General features: G+C 59.0%; 20 protein-coding genes and 1 riboswitch. Of the genes, 8 read left to right on the top strand and 12 right to left on the bottom strand.

What is annotated here, in order from left to right; translation table 11 throughout:
• Position 1 precedes the first annotated feature (1 nt).
• From ACODR9_RS06745 to waaC, 6 genes are all read right to left on the bottom strand, one after another.
• A complete protein-coding gene (locus ACODR9_RS06745; RefSeq protein ID WP_488808354.1) occupies positions 2–1,126 on the bottom strand; it encodes an ABC transporter permease in 1,125 nt (374 codons plus the stop codon).
• A complete protein-coding gene (locus ACODR9_RS06740) occupies positions 1,123–2,865 on the bottom strand; it encodes an ATP-binding cassette domain-containing protein (RefSeq protein ID WP_488808353.1) in 1,743 nt (580 codons plus the stop codon). Before ACODR9_RS06740 ends, ACODR9_RS06745 begins: the two co-directional genes overlap by 4 nt.
• Complete coding sequence (hlyD, locus tag ACODR9_RS06735) at positions 2,858–3,844, bottom strand: secretion protein HlyD (protein WP_488808352.1); 987 nt, start codon at positions 3,842–3,844, stop codon at positions 2,858–2,860. Before hlyD ends, ACODR9_RS06740 begins: the two co-directional genes overlap by 8 nt.
• Complete coding sequence (locus ACODR9_RS06730) at positions 3,837–4,484, bottom strand: TetR/AcrR family transcriptional regulator (protein ID WP_488808350.1); 648 nt, start codon at positions 4,482–4,484, stop codon at positions 3,837–3,839. The genes hlyD and ACODR9_RS06730 overlap by 8 nt, the downstream gene beginning before the upstream one ends.
• A 103-nt stretch (positions 4,485–4,587) precedes the next feature.
• A complete protein-coding gene (waaA, locus tag ACODR9_RS06725; RefSeq protein ID WP_488808349.1) occupies positions 4,588–5,844 on the bottom strand; it encodes a lipid IV(A) 3-deoxy-D-manno-octulosonic acid transferase in 1,257 nt (418 codons plus the stop codon).
• Positions 5,841–6,800 (bottom strand): lipopolysaccharide heptosyltransferase I, encoded by a 960-nt coding sequence (gene waaC / locus ACODR9_RS06720; protein ID WP_488808432.1) that lies wholly within the window; start codon positions 6,798–6,800, stop codon positions 5,841–5,843. The genes waaA and waaC overlap by 4 nt, the downstream gene beginning before the upstream one ends.
• A gap of 507 nt (positions 6,801–7,307) precedes the next feature.
• Between waaC and ACODR9_RS06715 the strand changes: the two genes are divergently transcribed.
• The 3 genes from ACODR9_RS06715 (at position 7,308) to ACODR9_RS06705 (ending at position 9,709) form a co-directional block, all read left to right on the top strand.
• On the top strand, positions 7,308–8,066 hold the full coding sequence (locus ACODR9_RS06715) for a glycosyltransferase family 2 protein (RefSeq protein ID WP_488808348.1): 759 nt from the start codon (positions 7,308–7,310) through the stop codon (positions 8,064–8,066).
• Positions 8,063–9,040, top strand: coding sequence for an NAD-dependent epimerase (locus tag ACODR9_RS06710; RefSeq protein ID WP_488808347.1), 978 nt, complete (start codon positions 8,063–8,065; stop codon positions 9,038–9,040). Before ACODR9_RS06715 ends, ACODR9_RS06710 begins: the two co-directional genes overlap by 4 nt.
• Positions 9,041–9,202: 162 nt before the next feature.
• Positions 9,203–9,709: a GNAT family N-acetyltransferase gene (locus ACODR9_RS06705; RefSeq protein ID WP_488808346.1), complete on the top strand. Its 507-nt coding sequence runs from the start codon at positions 9,203–9,205 to the stop codon at positions 9,707–9,709.
• A 14-nt stretch (positions 9,710–9,723) separates the two neighbouring features.
• Here the strand turns inward: ACODR9_RS06705 and ACODR9_RS06700 are convergent, their stop codons facing one another.
• A complete protein-coding gene (locus ACODR9_RS06700; protein WP_488808345.1) occupies positions 9,724–10,461 on the bottom strand; it encodes a hypothetical protein in 738 nt (245 codons plus the stop codon).
• A 330-nt stretch (positions 10,462–10,791) separates the two neighbouring features.
• Between ACODR9_RS06700 and ACODR9_RS06695 the strand changes: the two genes are divergently transcribed.
• A complete protein-coding gene (locus tag ACODR9_RS06695) occupies positions 10,792–12,006 on the top strand; it encodes a cation:proton antiporter domain-containing protein (protein WP_488808344.1) in 1,215 nt (404 codons plus the stop codon).
• A 47-nt stretch (positions 12,007–12,053) separates the two neighbouring features.
• Here the strand turns inward: ACODR9_RS06695 and ACODR9_RS06690 are convergent, their stop codons facing one another.
• From ACODR9_RS06690 to ACODR9_RS06675, 4 genes are all read right to left on the bottom strand, one after another.
• Positions 12,054–13,373, bottom strand: coding sequence for a hemolysin family protein (locus ACODR9_RS06690; protein WP_488808343.1), 1,320 nt, complete (start codon positions 13,371–13,373; stop codon positions 12,054–12,056).
• A 112-nt stretch (positions 13,374–13,485) separates the two neighbouring features.
• Positions 13,486–14,214: a uracil-DNA glycosylase gene (gene ung / locus ACODR9_RS06685; RefSeq protein ID WP_488808342.1), complete on the bottom strand. Its 729-nt coding sequence runs from the start codon at positions 14,212–14,214 to the stop codon at positions 13,486–13,488.
• Positions 14,215–14,349: 135 nt separating this feature from the next.
• On the bottom strand, positions 14,350–14,679 hold the full coding sequence (locus tag ACODR9_RS06680; protein WP_488808431.1) for a rhodanese-like domain-containing protein: 330 nt from the start codon (positions 14,677–14,679) through the stop codon (positions 14,350–14,352).
• Positions 14,676–15,335 carry a protein-L-isoaspartate O-methyltransferase family protein gene (locus ACODR9_RS06675; protein WP_488808340.1) on the bottom strand — a complete coding sequence of 220 codons (660 nt, stop codon included), beginning with the start codon at positions 15,333–15,335 and terminating at the stop codon, positions 14,676–14,678. The genes ACODR9_RS06680 and ACODR9_RS06675 overlap by 4 nt, the downstream gene beginning before the upstream one ends.
• Positions 15,336–15,453: 118 nt before the next feature.
• A riboswitch (TPP riboswitch) is annotated at positions 15,454–15,601 on the top strand.
• A gap of 72 nt (positions 15,602–15,673) precedes the next feature.
• Here ACODR9_RS06675 and thiC point away from each other — a divergent pair.
• From thiC to ACODR9_RS06660, 3 genes are all read left to right on the top strand, one after another.
• Positions 15,674–17,584, top strand: coding sequence for a phosphomethylpyrimidine synthase ThiC (gene thiC / locus ACODR9_RS06670; protein WP_488808339.1), 1,911 nt, complete (start codon positions 15,674–15,676; stop codon positions 17,582–17,584).
• A gap of 356 nt (positions 17,585–17,940) precedes the next feature.
• Positions 17,941–18,393 (top strand): GNAT family N-acetyltransferase, encoded by a 453-nt coding sequence (locus ACODR9_RS06665; RefSeq protein WP_488808337.1) that lies wholly within the window; start codon positions 17,941–17,943, stop codon positions 18,391–18,393.
• Between the two features lie 59 nt (positions 18,394–18,452).
• A complete protein-coding gene (locus ACODR9_RS06660) occupies positions 18,453–18,767 on the top strand; it encodes an EthD family reductase (protein WP_488808336.1) in 315 nt (104 codons plus the stop codon).
• Between the two features lie 40 nt (positions 18,768–18,807).
• On the opposite strand, the gene ACODR9_RS06655 is transcribed toward ACODR9_RS06660, so the two are convergent.
• A complete protein-coding gene (locus ACODR9_RS06655; protein ID WP_488808335.1) occupies positions 18,808–20,019 on the bottom strand; it encodes a winged helix-turn-helix domain-containing protein in 1,212 nt (403 codons plus the stop codon).
• A 206-nt stretch (positions 20,020–20,225) separates the two neighbouring features.
• Here ACODR9_RS06655 and ACODR9_RS06650 point away from each other — a divergent pair, with 206 nt between their 5' ends.
• Positions 20,226–20,459, top strand: coding sequence for a DUF2789 family protein (locus tag ACODR9_RS06650; RefSeq protein ID WP_488808333.1), 234 nt, complete (start codon positions 20,226–20,228; stop codon positions 20,457–20,459).
• Positions 20,460–20,587: the final 128 nt, after the last annotated feature.

The following is a 20,587-nucleotide window of genomic DNA, read 5'->3' as shown; positions in this document are numbered from 1 at the left end:
CTCAGTTGCCATCCAGTCGGCGCGGTGTCCGCCAGGCGGTCAGCCCCAGCCAGAAGGCGGCGGACAGCAGCAGAAACAGCAGGTTGATCAACAAGACCGGCCAAATCTCCCCAGCCTGGAATAGCGTCTGCAAGGCGCTGACAAAATAACGCGCCGGAATCAGGTAAGTCACCGCCTGTACCGCCAGCGGCATGCTGCGGATTTCAAACACAAAGCCGGACAGCATGATGGCGGGCAGGAAAGCCGCCGTCAGGGCAAACTGCGCGGCGACAAACTGGTTGCGCGTGGTGGTGGACAGCAACAGCCCCAGCCCCAGCGCGCTGCCCAGAAACAGGCTGGTGACCACAAACAACACCCATAGCGAACCACGCAATGGCACACCCATGATCAGCGTGGCCACCAGCACGCACATGGCCATCGCCGCCATGCCCAGCAGGTAGTAGGGAATGATCTTGGACAGCAGCAGCTCGGCCCGCGTCACCGGGGTGGACAGCAGCGCCTCCATGGTGCCGCGCTCCCACTCGCGTGCCACCACCAGCGAGGTAAGCAGCGCGCCGATGATGGTCATGATCACCGAAATGGAACCGGGCACCAGATAATTGCGGCTTACCGTGGTGGGGTTGAACCAGTAGCGCGGCTGCAGCGTCAGCGTGGCGGTGGCGGGCTGGCCGCTCTGGCGCTGGTTCAGCCACAGCTGGAATACCCCCTGCACATAGCTGGCGACAAAATTGGCGGTATTGGGCTCGGCACCGTCAGTCAGCAGCTGGATGGCAGCGGCACCTTGCCCTTGCCTGACCCTGGCGGAGAAATCGCTGCGCACAATCACCACCCCGCGCACGCTGCCCGCCTGCAATTGCTGGCGCATGGCGGACTCGGACGTGGACAGGCTGGCAGCAATATAAGGCGAGGCTTGCAGCGTTTGCACCAGACGGCTGGCTTCCACGCCGCCATCCTGCTGCACGATGCCCAGGCGCACCCGGTTGGCATCCAGATTGATGCCATAGCCGTAGATGAACAGCAGTAATACCGGCAACACGAAGGCAATCAGGATGCTGCTGGGGTCGCGCACGATCTGGTAGCTTTCCTTGCGGCACAGCGCAGCAAGGCGACGCAGGCTGAGGCTCATGTGGCCTCCCGCAATTGGTCGTCACGCTGCACCAGCGCGATGAAGGCATCTTCCATACCGGGATCGGGCAGATCGGCATCGGCCACCAGCGCCTTGAGTTCATCCGGAGTGCCGCTGGCAATCATGCGGCCGCGATACACCAGGCCGATGCGGTCGCAATACTCGGCCTCGTCCATGAAATGGGTGGTCACCATCACTGTGACGCCCTTGTCCACCAGGCTGTTGATATGGCTCCAGAATTCGCGCCGGCTGACCGGGTCCACCCCCGATGTGGGCTCGTCCAGAAACAGCAAGGGCGGCTGATGCATCAGCGCGCAAGCCAGTGCCAGCCGCTGCTTGAAACCCAGCGGCAGTTCTCCGGCATTCATGGCCAGAAAGGGCTGCAAGGCAAATACCCGCACCATATCGGCTACCGCTGCCTTCTGGCGCGCGCCGGACAGGCCGTAGATGCCGGAGAAAAACTCCAGGTTCTGCGCCACGCTGAGGTTGCTGTACAGGGCAAATTTCTGCGCCATATAGCCGATTTGCTGCCGTGCCTGGCTGGCGGATTTTTTCAGGTCCAGCCCCATCACCCGCGCCTGACCACTGCTCACCGGTAACAGGCCGCACATCATCTTGAAGGTGGTGGATTTGCCCGCGCCATTAGGGCCAAGTAGGCCGAAGATTTCGCCACGGCGGATACGGAAATCCACATGATCGGTGGCGATAAAATCGCCAAAACGGCGGGTGAGTTGTTCGGCCACAATGACGGCGTCGGCATCCACGCCATCCGGCAGTCGTGCTGGCGGCATGTGTTCGGTAAGCGGTGAATCGCCACCCGGCCCGCCGCCCAGCAAATCGATGAAGGCATCTTCCAGCCGTGGTTTGACTGCCTGCAAGCTGGCGTCCGGCCCGGCATCCAGACTGGTGAGATCTGGCAGCTCGCCTGCCGTACGCAACACCAGCCGCACCGCATGGCCTTGCAAGGCACCGTCTATCACCTGCGGGCAGCGCAGTGCGCGGCGCAATACCTGGCGGCGATTACCGCTAATGCCCTGCAGCAGCAGGCTGCGGCCCTGCATGCTGTCCATCAGCGCCTGCGGACTGCCGCTGTATTGCAGGCGGCCTTCGTGCATCAGCAGTACTTCGCCGCACAGCTCGGCCTCGTCCAGATAGGAAGTGCTCCACAGCACCGCCATGCCGCCATCGGCCAGACTGCTGACCATGCGCCACAGCTCACGGCGCGAGATGGGATCCACCCCGACACAGGGTTCATCCAGCAGCAGAATGCGCGGCGAACCCAGCAGGGTGCAGGCCAGCCCCAGTTTCTGTTTCATGCCGCCGGACAATTTACCGGCCAGCCGGTCGGTAAAGCGGGCCAGATCGGTAAACGCCAGCAGCCGTGCAAAGCTTTCAGCCCGTGCCTGGCCGGTAACACCGCGCAAATCGGCATACAGCGTGAGGTTTTCCAGCACGGTAAGGTCTTCGTACAGGCCGAATTTTTGCGGCATATAGCCCAGTTGCAGGCGCAGTGCATCCCCCGCCGTTACCGGGTCCAGCCCTTCCACCTGCAAGCTGCCGCTGTCAGGCTTGAGCAAACCGGCCATCAGCCGCAGCAGGGTGGTCTTGCCGGCACCATCCGGCCCCACCAGCCCGGTGATGAGACCGCGACGGATGTCGGCATCCAGCGCATGCAAGGCCGGGCGACCGGCAAAGGCATGGCCCAGCGCGCGCAGGCGGATAGCAATAGCCTCACTCACGGCCACAATCAGCCTGTTTCACCGTCACCGGCATACCCTGACGCAAGGCGGCATCCGGCTGGGAGATGATGACGCGCAGGCGGTAAACCTGGGCGGTGCGCAGATCCGCCGTTTCCACATTCTTGGGCGTGAATTCCGCCGTGGGCGAAACAAAACCCACGCGACCGGCATAGGGCTGTTCACGACCGTCGCGGTACACCGTCACCGCGCAGCCCGGCCTGAAATCGCCCAAATGCGGCTCTGCCACATAGGCGCGCACCCACACCGGCTGGGTGAGCGACAAGGTCAAGCTGCTGGCACCGGCTGCCAGCATGCTGCCCGGTTCCAGCACCCGGGTCAGGATGATGCCGTCCGACGGTGCGCGCAGCACGGTATCGGCCAGTTGCAGCTGCGCACTGGCCAGCTGGGCCTCGGCCCGTTTCACATTGGCGTCCACTTCGGCCACTTCCTGCGGCCGGTAGCCCTTGCTCAGTGCCTGGTATTGCTGTTGCGCGGCCTGATACTGCGCTTGTGCCTGTTCATGCGCTGAGCGGGCGGCATCCAGCGCCTTGACCGCTGCAGCACCGCTGCCGGCCAGTTCCTGTTGCCGCTGCCAGGCGGCATTGACATCGGTCAGCACCGCCTGGCGGGCATCCAGCGTAGCGCGGGCCTGTGCCACATCTTCCGCCCGATAACCCTGGTGCATCAGCGATTGCCGGGCCTTGAGCGCAGCGAGCGCAGCTTCGGCATCGGCCAGGGCATTGCGTTGTGGTGCGTCGTCCAGACGGGCCAGTATCTGCCCAGCTTTCACCGTGGCGCCTTCATCCACCAGCACTTGCTGCAAGCGGCCGCCAACACGGAAGGACAGATTGACCTCACGGATATCCACATTGCCAGACAGCACCAGCTCATTGCCCTGCTTGTCTTGCTGCCAGCGCCAGATGCCCGCTGCCAGCAGCGCCAACAGCAGCAGCCCCAGCAACACCCGTTTTTTAGTCATGTTGTCTCTCCCCGGCACCAAGACCTTTCAGCGCCCAGTTCAGTCTTTGCTGCAGATGTACCGGCTCCACTGCATAGCTGGCCAATGCCTGCTGCAGCAGATCCGGCAGAATGTTCTTGCCACTGTTAAGTTGTTGCAGCAGCACCGGGAAACCCAGTGCCGACATCAGAAACATCAATTGATGCAGTGGTGGTGCCTGGCATAGCTGGCCTGCCTGTTGCGCTTCGCTCAGGCATTGCAGCAGCAGTTGCGGATGGCGCGGTGCCAGGCCACGGATGAATTCCACTGCTGCTGTTTCGCCCGAACCGGCATCCAGCAACAGCTGACTGATTACCCCGCCCTCGGCTTTGGCAAAATCCGCCAGTTGCAACAGCATGGCCGACAGTCGGCTCAAGGGCTCGCCCTGCTGTTGCAGGCTGTCCTGCAATTGCCGGTATAGCGGCGCATACCACAGCTCCAACAGCGTGCTGACAAATTGCTGACGGTTGCCAAAGTGATAGACAAAACCACCGGGGTTCACCCCGGCTTGCTGACAGACACCGCGCACGGTCAGCCGGCGCAAGCCGTGTTGTCGCAGCTGCTGCAAGCCATGTTCCAGCAACAGGCTACGGGTGGGATGGGAGGCTGATTCACTATGCATACCATCAATTTATACAAGCGTATAAAAATGGCAAAGCACTATCCGAAAAAAATTGATGCAAGACAGGAAATGACTGACGCCCCGTAGCAGGCAGGCAACAGCATCAGGCAGGCAGGTGCGCCTGCAACAGCTGGACAATACGCTGGCTGGCACCACGATGCGCAGCAGTAAACACCAGCGCGGCGTGGTGCATTTGTTGACGGCGGGCCTCGTCCTGCAACAGGCCGAGCGCTTGCTGCACCAGTGCGTCGGCATCTGCCACTTGCATGGCAGCGCCAGCCTCCAGGGCCAATTCACTGGCCTGGGTAAAATTGAACATGGACGGGCCAAACAACACCGGCAGGCCGAGGCTGGCCGGTTCAATCAGGTTCTGCCCGCCCAGTGGCTGCAGGCTGCCGCCAACAAAGGCCACATCGGCACAGCCATAGTAGGCAAACAGCTCGCCCATGCTGTCGCCCAGCCACACGCTGGTGTCGGCGGCAATGTCCTGTTGCTGGCTGCGACGTTGCACGGCAAAACCCATGCCCTGTGCCTGCGCGGCCACGCTGTCAAAGCGCTCAGGGTGGCGCGGTACCAGCACTAGCAAGGTATTGCCCACCTCGGCCTGCTGCCAGGCCTGCAGGATCAGCTGTTCCTCGCCATCACGGGTACTGGCGCAAATGAATACCGGGCGGCTGCCAATGCGCTGGCGAAACTGCGCCGCCAGTTCGGCCATGGCGGCTGGCGGGGTGAAATCGTACTTGGTATTGCCACAGACTTGTGGTGAAACGGCACCCAATTGCTGCAAACGTTCAGCATCTTGCTGGCTTTGCACAGCAATGGCGGTCAAATCACGCAATGCCGGGCTAATCAGGCCCTGAATACGGCGATAACCGCGTAACGATTTTTCCGACAAGCGCGCATTGGCCAGGAATACCGGCACACCTTGCTGGCGTGCCGCATGCAGCAAGTTCGGCCATAGCTCGGTTTCCATCAGCACGCCAAAGCGTGGCTGCCAGATGGCCAGAAAATCCCTTACCGCGCCGGGATAGTCGTAAGGCAGATAGCGCACTTCGGCATCGGGGTAGAGCTGGCAGGCAGTTTCGCGACCGGTAGGGGTCATCTGGGTGAGCAGCAGCGGCGCATCCGGCCAGCGCTGGCGGATGGCCTGGATCAGCGGCAGTGCGGCACGGGTTTCGCCCACCGATACCGCATGAATCCAGATCGCCCCAGTCGCCTGCGGCAGCTTGGCCTGGCCGAAACGTTCATCCCAGTGCTGCAGATAGGCCGGGGCCTTGCGCGCACGTTTTTTCAGATAGCGGCGAATCAGGGGCGTGGCAACCCACCACAACAGCGAGTACAGCCCACGCCGCCAATTCATTGCATGTCCTTGCGCGCCAACAGTGCCTGATACACCGTATCCACCGTCGGACACTGGCCGATATTGCCCAGATTGGTGGCCCACGGGGTTTCCACTACGCCGGTTTTGCCGGGGTCGGTATCGGTGTAAATGGCCACCAGCGGCACATTCAGGGCATTGGCCAGATGAGACAGGCCAGTGTCGACGCCAATGACGGCGCGGGCATGGCCCAGCAAACCACAGGCTTCCACCAGATTCATCCGTGGTGCCACCACGGCTTGCGGCATGGCGGCAGCCAGTCGTTCTGCACGCTGCTGTTCGGCGGTATTGCCCCAGGGAATGATCAATTGCAGGCCGTGTTGTGCCACCAGCTTTTCACCCAGTGCAATCCAGTGCGGTTCCGGCCATTCCTTGGAAGCGCGGCTGGTGGCATGCAGCAGCACGGCGTAGCGCTCGGCTTGCAGCCAGGCCGGACGCGCTGCCGCCGGTACGCCAAAACATGGACTGCCCTCTGTCTGGTAACCGAATACCTTGGCCAGCAGCAAGCGACAGCGTTCAACAGCCGACAGCGACCAGTCCACCCGGTGCGTCTTGTCATATAGCAGACAGGCCAGCGGCTCGCGGATGCTGCGGCGGTCATAACCAGTCAGCGGCGCACCGCTGAATTTGGCAGGCACCGCACTTTTCAGCAGCCCCTGGCAATCCACCACCAGATCCCATTGCGTAGCGCGCAGTTTCTGGCGCACGGCTTTCATTTCTGCCCAGATGACTGGTGACAGCAGCTGTTTGCGCCAGCGTCGCCATGCCAGAGGAATAACGTCATCCACCGCCGGGTGCAAACGGGGGATGTCAGCAAAATTCTCTTCGGCCAGCCAGCTGATCCTGAGATTGGGGTAGTGCGTCTTGAGCTCGGTGATGGCTGGCCAAGTGTGGATAAGGTCGCCCATCGACGAGGTACGCACAATCAGTACGTTCATCATGGCGCGCATTGTAACCGAGCTGCACCGAAGCCGCTGTGGTTAACCAGGTAAATTCCGTGCGCAACAGATGTGGATAAACAGCTGTGTATAATTCCGGCCATATTTATCCACAATCTGCCAGCCTGTCCGCCACCGGATTAATCCCAGTGCCATCAACAGGACAAGCTACTGATCAAGCATGTGTTTTTTATGGTTATCAACAGAAAACCACCGCTCTCATTAGTCTCTTCATAATAAAATTATGCTTAAGATAAACAATGTAACTGCACAAAAATAGCGACTAACAGGCTGCGGTGTTCAAGTCACTGACAGCATGTGGATAAACCAGTGCCGGTCAGAACGGCTAAAGTTATCCACAAATGCTCAGCATGCAGACAGCAAACTGCTCAACATGGTTTTATCTCTCTTAAATCATTGAACAAACAAGTAAAAAGACACTTATCCACAGATTTGGACTGCCTTCTACTAGTTTCTTCTATATACATATAGGAATAACAAGAAAAGATGCGAGAACCACTCAGCGTTGTGCTCATCACCAAAAATGCGGCCTCACAGCTGGAAAAAACCCTGGCAAGCATTCAGTGGGCAGAAGAAATCGTGGTGGTGGATTCGGGCAGTACAGACAATACAGTCGCCATAGCTTCTGCCTATAAGGCCAAAGTTATCCACCAGGACTGGCTGGGATTCGGTCCGCAAAAGCAATTTGCCGTTCAGGCAGCCAGCCATGACTGGGTACTTTGTCTGGATGCAGACGAATGGCCATCAGAAGAATTGGTATTGCAAATCAAGAAGATACTGAACAATCCACAAGCCCGTGCTTACCGGTTTGCCCGCAGCAATCGTTTTATGGGTCGTTTTCTGAAGCATGGCGAAGGCTACCCGGACTGGAGCCTGCGGCTGTTTGACCGACGCCATGCATGCTGGTCGGATGATCTGGTTCACGAGTATGTGAAAACCGAAAGCCCTGTGGAAAAGCTGGCTGGCGATCTGATGCACGAATCAGGCGAAGACATTGCGCTGTACCTGAACAAGCAGAACCGCTACACCAGTTTGCAGGCAGAATTACTGTATAAGCGCGGGAAAAAAGCGGGATGGGGCAAACTGGTGTTCAGCCCATTGCTGCGCTTTACCAAGTTTTACCTGTTGCGCCGTGGTTTTCTGGATGGTTTGCCCGGACTTGTCCACATCAGCATTGGTTGCTTCAACAGCTATATCAAATACGCCAAGCTTAACGAGCTGCACCGACTGGAAAACAAATCATGAAAATCCTGGTAACGGGTGCTGCCGGTTTCATTGGCCGGGCAGTATGCGAACGCTTGCTGCAGGCTGGTGATTGCACGGTGGTTGGTGTGGATAATCTCAACAGCTATTACCCGGTGAGCCTGAAACAGGCCCGCCTTGCCACGCTGGAGGGCCATGACGGCTTCCGCTTCGTCCAACTGGACCTGGCAGACTGGACCGCACTGAACGCGCTGTGTGGGGCGGAAAGCTTCGATTACGTGATTCATCTGGCCGCACAGGCCGGTGTGCGCTATTCCATCGACAACCCGCATGTGTATGCCCAAAGCAATCTGCTGGGCATGACCAATGTGCTGGAAGCCTGCCGACGGCATCAGGTAAAACACTTGGTGTACGCCAGTTCCAGCAGCGTGTACGGCCAGAATGCCAAAGTGCCATTTGCAGAAGACGACAGGGTGGATGCACCGGTCAGCTTCTATGCCGCCACCAAGAAGGCCAATGAAGTCATGGCCCACAGCTATGCCCACCTGTATGCCCTGCCATGCACCGGGCTGCGCTTTTTCACCGTGTACGGGCCATGGGGAAGGCCAGACATGGCCCCCTGGCTGTTTACCGAGGCGATATTGCAGGGCAGGCCAATCAAGGTATTCAACCACGGTCAGATGCAGCGCGATTTCACCTTCATCGACGATATCGTGGAAGGCGTGCTGCGGGTGATGCGGCATGTACCGGAAAGCCGCAACGGTGAGCCGCCTTATGCGCTGTTCAATATCGGCAATCACAATCCGGTGAGTTTGCTGGATTTTATCCACAGCATCGAAAGCGCTTGTGGGCGTGAGGCCGTGAAGGAGTACTACCCGATGCAGGATGGCGATGTGCCCATCACCTATGCCGATACCAGCCGGCTGCGCGCTGCCGTGGGTTTTTCACCGGATACGCCACTGGCAAGCGGCATGCAGGCGTTTGTTGACTGGTACCGGGGATATCACCAGTGCTGAATGCCGTTTAAGGGCGGCTAACAGGCTGCTGACAGCATTGTGGATGCCTTGGCACCCACCTAGGTGGGTAAAGCAGACAAATGGGCCTGATGGGCCTTTACGCAGCCTTGCAAGGCAGGTTGACTCTGCCATGCAAGGCCACGAGAGAAAGAAACAGCGGGAATGACAGCCATCACGATGCGTTTTGCCCGTGCCGCAGACTGCGCGGCATTACAACAGCTGATTCTGACCGATGGCCCGAACGACTGGAATTACTTGCCAGCGGATGGTGTGGCCGAGACGCTGCAGCAACTGGCCGCCGGCACTGTGCAAGGCCTGCTGGCGGAGCAGGAAGGTCGCTTGCTGGGCATCATGTTGTTTGCTGTCAGCGATCGCTATCCGGAATACCGCCCGGCTGAAATTGCCGCAGATCAGGCAGGATTTCTGATCGAGGCGGTAATCAGCCGGGATTGCGCCGGCAAGGGTTTGGGCAGCCGCCTGTTGCTGGCGGTGTGTGATGCCCTGCAGGCGCAGGGCTGTCGCTGGATCTGTGCGGACAGGCATCAACAAAATGCCGGTTCAGCCGGAATGATGCGCAAGGCGGGCTTTGCCGAGCTGGGCAGTTATGATGATCCGGCTCACCGCTGGAGCGGATCGCGCCAAACCACCGTCTGTGGCAGACGGCTTTAATGGGGCAGGCGGTGTCAGTACAGCTTGCAGTTGAGGCTGAACACCGTTTGCCAACCCGCGCTGTGCTGCCTGGCTGAATCGGCCATCCAGCGCGAACCCGCACCGATATCCATCGACCAGCGTGGATTGAATGGGTGATTCAGCATCAGCAGCAAATTGCTTTGTTCCAGATGCCGACCGCTGCCGTCAGCCTGATGTCCCAGGCTGGTAGCGCGTTGTGAATCGGCCAGGCTGGCCCAGCCCAGCAGACTGACACGTTGATTGCGCCAGTGGCCCAGGGTGAGATCCAGATTCATCACCAGCAGGCTGCCCGGCGTGCTGTTTCCCAGCCGGTCTGCATAGCCGATGGATAGCGAGCCGTCCTGCGGCAGATCCACGCCATAACGCAGCACCCCCATCCAGTGGCTGGAATTGGCACCCAGCTCCCACTGGCTTTCATTGGCCGCTGCCAGCGTCACCCAGCCGCCTGGGGCAGGCAGCCCGATACCGGCTTCACCCTGTTGTACAAACAGGCTGCCAAAGGCGGTGTCATGCCGCAGATCCATGTTGGGTTGCAGTTTGCTACCGCTGCCAGCTGCAGTCTGGTATAGGTTGCCAGCCAGGCTAAGCGTCAGGCTATGCACCGGTTCTTCAGCATGCAGGGGCAGGCTGCTTAGCAGGACAGTCAGTAGCGGAAGGGTGGCAAGGCAGCGCATGGCGGCTCCGGTAGCGGGAAAAAATGGCAGCTGGCTGCCTTGGTGCTGGCAGAGCATACGCCGCCGCCTGCCAGCTGAAAACCGCGATTGCCGCCGTGGGCCGGGATAAGGGGTGAACTGGCCGGTTCTGCGACAGCTACTTCTGGCGGGGATATTTTTTTGTGAAAAAAATATTTCAGCGCAATGTTGTGGTGATGTGGTGATGAAGCAGGCAGCAAGTGGATGAATCCATGATGTTAAATGGTAAATCACTGTCTTGCTTGTGGCATGAATTAATATGCCATTTAGATTAATTGTTTTATTTCAAATAATTTTTGATATTAAACGGAACTACATTCACTTTTCTGCAATCTTTCATACATTGAAACTGTTTCGGAGGGCTGCGCCATGCTTCATCATTCCCCGCTGATTGCCACCATTGTTGGCAGCCTGGTGTTTGCCTTCATGCTGGGTACATTGGCTTTTCGTTTGCGTCTGCCACCGTTGATCGGCTATTTGTGTGCCGGCATTGTTGCCGGGCCTTTTACACCAGGCTTTACGGCAGACAGCCAGATCGCACCGCAATTGGCGGAGATGGGCGTTATTTTGCTGATGTTTGGTGTTGGCCTGCACTTTTCCGTGCGTGACCTGCTGGCGGTGAAAGCCATTGCCCTGCCTGGTGCCATTGGGCAGATTCTGCTGGCCACGGTGCTGGGGCTGGGTATGTCACAGCTACTGGGTTGGCCGCTGGGAGAGGGAGTTGTATTTGGCCTGGCTTTGTCCACCGCCAGTACGGTGGTGTTGCTCAAGGCCTTGCAGGAGAAAAATCTGGAACAGACTGATGACGGCAAGATCGCCATCGGCTGGCTGGTGGTGGAAGACCTGGTGATGGTGTTGACGCTGGTGTTGCTGCCCATCTTTGCTGGGGTGCTGGGCGGCAAGGGAGCGGATACGGTGATCAGCGGCAGTGCCGTGTTGTGGACCATTGTGCTGACGCTGGGCAAGGTGGCGGCTTTTGTGGCGCTGATGCTGGTGTTTGGCCGACGTTTTTTGCCCTGGATGCTCGAACGCATTGTGTACACCGGCAGCCGCGAGCTGTTCCGCCTGGCGGTGTTGTCTACCGCGCTGGGCGTGGCTTACGGCGCATCCTTGCTGTTTGATGTGTCGTTTGCGCTGGGTGCCTTCTTTGCTGGCATGGTACTGGCCGAATCGCCATTGAGTCATCGCGCCGCCGAAGAATCACTCCCCCTACGCGATGCCTTTTCCGTGCTGTTTTTTGTCTCGGTGGGCATGTTGCTCAACCCGTCGGTCTTGCTGCATAACTTTTGGGAAGTGCTGGGCACGCTGCTGATCATCGTGGTGGGTAAGTCGCTGGGTGCTTACGGCATCGTGCGGCTGTTTGGCCGCAGCCCGGCTACCGCGCTGACCATTGCCGCCAGCCTGGCGCAGATTGGCGAGTTTTCCTTCATTCTGGCCGGGCTGGGCATTACGCTGGGGCTGATGGGCGAGCACAGCCATTCTCTGATTCTGGCCGGTGCCATTTTGTCCATTCTGCTCAACCCGCTGTTATTCTTGTGGACCGAACGCTATCGCAAGCAGCAGCCAGCACTGGCCAGTAATTGAAAAGCCGCCCGAAGGCGGCTTTTTCATGCCTGCAGCTGGTGTAACACTCAACTATCATTTTGCTCCAGCAAGCTGGATGGCAGGCGGCTGATCAGGATTTTGTCCACCCGTGTCCGGTCCATGTCGACCACTTCAAAGCTGAAGCCCTGCCAGTCGAAATGGTCGGTTACTGCTGGCACCCGCCCCAGCTGGAACATCATTACGCCGCCCAGGGTGTGGATGTTGCCGGTGTCTTCGCCCGGCAGGGGCAGTTCGACATCAAAATACTGGCGGAAGCTGTCCGGTGTCACCATGCCATCAATCAGATAACTGCCGTCCTCACGCTGCACGATGTCGTCGTCTTCGCCATCGGCGTGGATGGAGGGCAGGTCTCCCACCACGGTTTCCAGCACGTCGTTCATGGTAACCAGCCCCTCCAGCTCGCCGTATTCGTCCACCACCAATGCCAGGTGGGTGCGTGCCTGTTTGAACTGTTCCATCAGTTGCATCAGCGATACCGTCGCCGGGACATAGAGCGGTATTTGCAGGTCGGCAATGAAATCTACGCTCTGACCAGCCAGCACCCGATCCAGCATGCGTTTGGTATCCAGAATGCCCAGCACATGTTCCATACCGCCCTTGCACACCGGAAAGTGGCTGTAGCCATGCGAAATCAGCAACTGACGGTTGTCGTGCTGCTGGTCTTCGATATCGATGGAGACAATGTCCTTGCGCGGCGTCATCACCGCCGCCACCTTGCGGTCATCCAGCCGGAAGATGTTTTCCACCAGCTCCTGTTCGGCGCGGTCAAAAATGCCTTCGTCCGCGCCCTGTTCCATCAGCACGCGGATTTCTTCTTCGGTAATCGACGGTTCATTGCTTTTGCGCGCGCCGATCAGCCGCAGCAGGGTGTCGGTCAGCCGTGACAGCAGACGCACCAGCGGGGCGGCCAGGCGGGATAGCAGCAACATCGGCGGGGCCAGGGTGCTGGCGATGCCCTCGGGGTTGAGCATGGCCAGCCGTTTGGGTACCAGCTCGCCAAACACCAGCGACAAGGCGGTGATGGCGGCCACCATCAACGCTACCGACAGCGGCTTGTTATAGGCATGCAGCTGCGGCAGGTTTAGCTCCAGCCAGTACTGCAAATGTTCAGACAAGGCCGCTTCACCATACACGCCGGAAAAAATGCTGATGCTGGTGATGCCAATTTGCACGGTGGACAGAAAGCGGGTGGGTTCTTCAGCCAGGCGCAGTGCCGAGCGGGCTCCACGCCGGCCTTCTTCGGCCCATTGTTGCAGGCGTATCTTGCGTGAAGAAACGATGGCGATTTCCGACATGGCAAACGCGCCATTCAGAATAATCAGAATCAGCAGAAAGAAAATATCCACGATGCGGGAGAGGCGGGAAGATAACCCCTGCTAGCTTAGGGCAATGCGGGCGGGCTGAAAAGCCGGGTTTTGCATTGCGGGGCTATCTACCGCAGCCCCGCAATGCAGCCGATCAGAACAGGCTGTTCTGAATGGTTTCTGGCATCCAGCGAATCGTGGAGCGGCCATGTGCGGCCAGCCAGGCATTCACCTGCGAGAAATGGCGGCAGCCGTGAAACCCCCGGCTGGCGGACAGCGGCGAGGGATGGGCTGCGGTCAGCACCAGATGACGGCTGCCATCAATGCGCTCGGCCTTGGTTTGCGCCCAATTACCCCATAGCAAGAATACACAGCCGGGGTTTTGCTGGTTAACTGCATCAATCAGCGCGTCGGTCACCGCTTGCCAGCCCAGCTTGCCATGGCTGCCTGCCTTGTCCATTTCCACCGTCAGCACACTGTTAAGCAGCAGCACGCCCTGTTCGGCCCAATGGCTCAGATCGCCGCTGGCGGGCATGCCGCCGCCCAGGTCTGCCACCAGTTCCTTGTAAATATTGCGCAGACTGGGCGGAATACGCACGCCGGGTGGCACGGAAAACGACAGGCCCATGGCCTCGCCCTGACCGTGGTAAGGGTCCTGACCCAGGATCACCACCTTGATGTCGGCCGGAGCCATGGTACGCAGGCTGTTGAAAATAAGCGGCTGTGGCGGAAACAGGGTTTTACCCTGGCTGACTTGCTGCTGCAGTTGCTGGTCGATCTGGCGCAGGCGGGAGAAGACTACCGGGGTGTTCAGGACGGCTTCCCAGGCCGGATGCACCGGGGCCAGGGCTGGAGCAAGGTATTGGAGTTGGCTAAGGCTCAAGACAGATACCGTATCAGGTTGGTTTTGCTGCATTTTTGGACGAACACAGCGCTTACAAGTTGCAAAACAAAAGCCATTCCACGAGGGAATGGCCTTGTCAGGGTACGGCTTACCGGCAGGAAGGGTCTGCTGGTCTCAATAATGGGCCATGTCCGGGTCGATTTCGCTGGCCCAGGCTTCTACACCACCTTGCAGGCTCAGCACCTGTTCGAAACCGGCATTGGCCAGATACAGGCCCACCTGATAACTGCGCACGCCATGATGGCAGACGGTGACAATCGGCTGGTCATCCGGCAGTTCACTCATGCGCAGCGGAATCAGGTTCATCGGAATGTGCAGCGAACCGGCAATGCTGGCCAGCTGTACTTCCCAGTCCTCGCGCACGTCCAGCAACAGCGGCTGTGCTGCTGTGCTGTCGGCGCGCCAGGCGGCCAGATCGCGGGCGGAAATTTCGCGAATCATCAGAATACGAAACGTTCCGGCTCGATGGCTTCAGCCTTGGCCAGACGGGAAATACAGGTTTCGAACAGATTGGTTTCGCTGAAGGCGGACTCGCTGACACGCTTGATCAGCTTGCAGCTCATGGCCGGCAGGTCACCCACCACCACAATCATGCGGCCACCGACGGCCAGCTGGGCTTTCAGGGTTTCCGGCACCACCGGCAGCGAACCACCTACCACGATCACGTCGAACGGGGCTTGTTCTTTCAGGCCATCCAGGCCATTGCCTTCCACCAGGGTGACATTGCCGATACCGGCGTTTTTCAGGCTGGCGGCAGCAGCGTCACGGGTGGCGGCATTAATCTCAACGCTATATACGTGGCGGCCCAGTTTGGACAAGAGGGCGGTAAGGTAACCAGCGCCAGTGCCGATTTCCAGTACCTTGTCTTGCGGCTGAACGGCAACGTCCTGTGCCAGACGGGCTTCCAGCTTCGGTTGCAACATCTTGCCGCCATGGGGCAGCGGCAGTTCGGTGTCGACAAAGGCCAGCTGGCGCTTGTCGGCAGCGACGAAATCTTCGCGTTTCACGTGAAACAGCAGGTCCAGAATCTTGGGGTCAAGTACGTCCCACGGACGAATCTGCTGCTCGACCATGTTGAAACGGGCATTTTCAAAATCCATCAGCTTACTCCGAAGGGCTGGCTGCCAGCAGCAGTCAATCGGTATCCCGAAAAACCGGCCGCCCGGACAGCGTGTCATGACGATAACTTGCGATTATCCCACATTTACCTTACCTTCACAGCATCGCTAGGGGTCCTGTGCGCTGTGTTGTGGTGTCCATATCCAGTCTGATTGTGGAATGTTGCCGCTTCATGTTGCACGGGTGAGAAATACCCTTGGAACCTGACCCGGTTAATCCCGGCGTAGGGAAGCGTCATCTGCATGGTTCCCACCCTTTCCCTGCAGCCGGCTTGCCGGATTTCGCTCCTTGCGCCGTTTCATCGCATGGAGGAAACCCGATGAACGCGCCCACCAAACTCAACGAAGCGATGACGGTAGACAGTGCCGCCATCCAGCCTTTGCCCAATTCCCGCAAGATTTATGTTGAAGGCAGCCGTGCCGACATCCGCGTGCCGATGCGCGAAATCAGCCAGAGTGACACGCCCACCCAGTTTGGCGGCGAGCAAAACCCGCCCATCTATGTGTATGACACCAGCGGCATTTATTCCGACCCGACGGCCAATATCGACATTCAAAACGGCCTGCCCGCACTGCGCGCGGCCTGGATTGCCGAGCGCGGCGATACCGAGCAGCTGGCCGGCTTGTCCAGTGAATATGGCCGTGCCCGCGAGGCCGACAGCAAGCTGGACGCGCTGCGCTTCAACCTGACGCGCAAGCCCTTGCGTGCCTTGCCGGGCAAGAATGTCAGCCAGATGCACTATGCGCGCCAGGGCATCATCACCCCGGAGATGGAATACGTTGCCATCCGCGAAAGCCTGAACCGCAAGGCCTATATCGAGAGCCTGCAAGCAGCCGGTGGCAAGAACGCCAAGCTGCTGGAGCTGATGACCCGCCAGCACGCCGGGCACAACTATGGCGCTGCACTGCCGGAGGAAATCACTCCGGAATTTGTGCGTCAGGAAGTGGCTTCCGGCCGCGCCATCATCCCCAATAACATCAACCACCCGGAATCCGAGCCGATGATTATCGGTCGCAACTTCCTGGTGAAGATCAACGGCAATATCGGCAATAGTGCGGTAACGTCGTCGATTTCTGAAGAAGTGGACAAGATGACCTGGGGCATCCGCTGGGGTGCCGACACCATCATGGATTTGTCCACCGGCAAGAACATCCACGAAACCCGCGAGTGGATTCTGCGCAATTCGCCGGTACCCATCGGCACCGTGCCTATTTACCAGGCACTGGAAAAGGTGAATGGCAAGGCGGAAGACCTGACTTGGGAAATCTTCAAGGACACGCTGATTGAGCAGGCCGAGCAGGGTGTGGACTACTTCACCATCCACGCTGGTGTGCTGCTGCGCTATGTGCCGCTGACCGCCAACCGCATGACCGGCATCGTGTCGCGTGGTGGTTCCATCATGGCCAAGTGGTGTCTGGCGCATCATCAGGAAAACTTCCTGTACACGCATTTCGAAGAAATCTGCGAAATCATGAAAGCCTACGACGTGGCCTTCAGCCTGGGCGATGGCCTGCGTCCGGGCAGCGTGTGGGACGCCAACGACGCTGCGCAGCTGGGCGAACTGAAAACCCTGGGCGAGCTGACGCAGATTGCCTGGAAGCACGATGTGCAGGTGATGATTGAAGGCCCCGGCCATGTACCGATGCAGCTGATCAAGGAAAACATGGACAAGGAACTGGAGTGGTGCCACGAAGCGCCGTTCTACACCCTGGGCCCGCTGACTACCGACATTGCACCGGGCTACGACCACATCACCTCGGCCATTGGCGCAGCACAAATCGGCTGGTACGGCACCGCCATGCTGTGTTACGTCACCCAGAAGGAACACCTGGGCCTGCCCAACAAGGATGACGTTAAGGAAGGCATCATCACCTACAAGCTGGCCGCCCATGCCGCCGACCTGGCCAAGGGCCACCCCGGCGCGCAGATTCGCGACAACGCCCTGTCCAAGGCACGTTTCGAATTCCGCTGGGAAGACCAGTTCAATCTGGGCCTGGACCCGGACAAGGCGCGCAGCTTCCACGACGAAACCCTGCCCAAGGACAGTGCCAAGGTGGCGCACTTCTGTTCCATGTGCGGCCCGCATTTCTGCAGCATGAAAATTACCCAGGACGTGCGTGAATTCGCCGCCCAGCAGGGCATCAGCGATGAAGCCGCGCTGCAGAAGGGCATGGAAGTGAAGTCGGTGGAGTTTGTGAAGGGTGGGGCCAAGCTGTACGACAAGATCTGATTTTATCCACAGATCTGTTATCCACAAGCATGGGCAAAACGGCAGCTGCGGCTGCCGTTTTTTGTGTCCGGGTTTTATCCACAGCCATCGGCGATGCGCCCAGCCTGCAAGTGGTGTTCAATCTTTGTTGCACGGAGAGGCGGTATTGATTGAATTATGGGCTGACAGATTAAAATCCATTTAATTTCAATGATTTGATGAAGTCATGCTAACTGTGGATAAATATCAGATCAGCAAGTTACTGTGGATAAGCAGCCTGCCACTCCATAAATTGGTTCCATGCTTTTAGTATTCACTGGCACTGCTCAAGGAGCCATAAGCCGTGCAGTATGGAGGCTTATCCACAGGAGAGTGCCATGACCGAAGCCGTATCCATCCGTCCGCTGAGTGCCACTGATTATTCCGCCTGGCTGCCCTTGTGGCAGGGCTATCTGGATTTTTATCACAGCAGCCAGAATGAGGCCGACACGGCCATTACCTGGCAGCGTTTTCTCGACCCCGCCGAGCCGATGCAGGCCTGGCTGGCCTGGCAGGGCGAGCGGGCGGTGGGGCTGGTACATACGGTATTGCATCGCAGTAGCTGGACGCCAGGCAATTACTGCTATCTGCAGGATTTGTTTGTGCAGCTGGAGGTGCGCGGCACAGGGGCCGGGCGGGCGCTGATTGAGCAGGTATATGCCTATGCGGCAGATATTGGCTGCAGTCGGGTGTACTGGCTCACCCATGAGAGCAATACCACGGCGCGCCAGCTGTATGACCGGCTGGCAGACAATCTGGGTTTTATCCAGTACCGCAAGCAAATGGGCTGAGGCTGGAGTGCGCGCCGGGATGCGATTATGCTGATGGCCTCACCACCAAGGACATGGTCATGATCAACGTCAGCATCCTCTATCCGTATAGCGCTACTGCCCGTTTCGACTTCGACTACTACCTGAAGCAGCACATGCCGCTGGCCAGCAAGCTGCTGGCCCCGGCCTTGCTGGACATGCGGGTGGAGAAGGGCATCAGCGGCAGCGAGCCGGGCAGCACGCCCAGCTTCACGGCGCTGTGCCAGCTGCAGTTTGAATCGGTTGAATCATTTTTGGCCGCTTTCATGCCGATTGCAGCGCAATTGCAGGGCGATATTGCCAATTACACCGATATCACGCCGCAAATCCAGTACAGCGAAGTGTTGCTGGGTTAAGCACCACTCACATTGCCTGCAGCTGGCTTGTGCATGCGTGCTAAGCCGCATGCAGGGCGGCGGTCAGTTCGCCCGGCCCCTGCTGCAACACCAGCTGTGGCGTGCCGTGCCAGGCAGCCAGTTTGTGCAGCATGGCAGCCAGGTCACGGCATAGCTGCCCGGTGGGCTTGATGCCCGGTTCCAGATACAGGTTCTTGATTTCAAACACACTTTGCTGACGGTGAGCCTTGGCATCCATGCGTCCCACCAGCCGCCCACGGTTGAGCAGCGGCAGCACGAAATAGCCAAAGCGGCGCTTGGCGGCCGGGGTATAGCATTCGATGCGGTAATCAAAGCCGAACAATTCGCTGGCGCGCTTGCGGTCCCACACCACCGGGTCAAACGGTGACAGCGTGGCGGTATGGGTGGACTTAAGCTTCCCTTCTGCAGCCTGTTGCAGTTCGGCCTGCAGACTGTGATGGACGAAAACATCATGCTGCCAACCTTCGATGCGGGCGGGAATCAGCTCGCCCTCATCTGCCAGCTGGTGTAGCAGGGCATCGTACTTGCCCCGACGCAGCCGGTAGTAATCGGCCACCCAGCCCGCCTTGACCACCCCCAGCGCACGGCAGCTATTGCGCACCATGTCGCGCTGCGCTGTTTCCTGGCTGGGCAGATCGCGCGCATCGTCCCAATCCGGCATCACCCGTTCTGCCACATCGTACACGCGCTGAAAACTGCGTCGCTCTTTCACCATCAGCTGGCCCAGGGTAAACAGCACTTCCAGATGGCGTTTTTCCGGCTTCCAGTCCCACCAGCCATTACCTTTGCCTTCGCTGCGGTTGAAGTCGGCCGAGCGCACCGGGCCGTTTTGTCTGACATGCTCCAGTATTGCGTGTACGGCGGGCTGGTGTTGTTCCAGCCAGCGTTGCGGGTATTTCCAGCCCATGTGGGCCGGGTCCAGCATGCGGTGGCGCAGCAGGCGGTAATCCTCGCGTGGCACAAAGCAGGCTTCATGCGCCCAGTATTCGAACAGCTTGCCCTCAGACAGGCAGTTATCCAGCCAACTGGGGTCGTAAGACCCAAGCCGGCTGAACAGCACCAGATAAGGGCTGCGTGCCACCACGCTGATGGTGTCGATTTGCAGCAAGGCCATGCGGCGGATGGCGGCCAGCACATCGGCGGGCACCGCCTTGCGTCGCGGAGGGGTCTGCAGGCCCTGAGCGGCCAGGTGCAGTAGTCGGGCCTGGGGGAGCGAGAGATGCAAGGTCATGGTGGACGGCGGTAAGGACAGATGGCCAGACTATAACAAGGCGGCTGCCTGGCCGGGACGGTAGTGTAGTTGGCCGTGCTGGATCTGTCGGTGTCAGGCAACACCCGTGCCATTGACGGAGCACACTCTGCATTTGTGGATTGCATAGCAGCAGGTAATAGGGCCATGCTGCTCATCTGCATCAGGAGCAAGAGGAAAATAACATTATGGATACCGGCAAACATCAGCTGGAACAACTATTTGCCCAACTTGGGCTGGATAACGACGTGACCGCCATCAAGGTATTTCTGGCCCGTCACTGGCTGGAGCCGGGCCAGGCCTTGCCGGATGCCGCTTTCTGGGCGCCGGCGCAAGCAGATTTCCTGCGTCAGGCCCTGGCCAGCGATGCCGAATGGGCGGAGGCTGCCGATGAGCTGGCGGTATTGCTGAGCCAGAAATAGCAGTGGTGGGGTTGATGCAAGCGCGGGCAGTTGCCATTGGCACTGTTCGCGCTTTTTGCATGGCCGCTGCTGCCGCATGGGCCGTTCTGCCTGGGACGGGGAAATCTGTGGATGCCAAGCCTGGAAAA

The sequence above is a fragment of the Aquitalea sp. FG25 genome (assembly GCF_057809375.1).
Note: the sequence above shows the minus strand (reverse complement) of the source record. Positions and strands in the feature narration are given on the sequence as shown.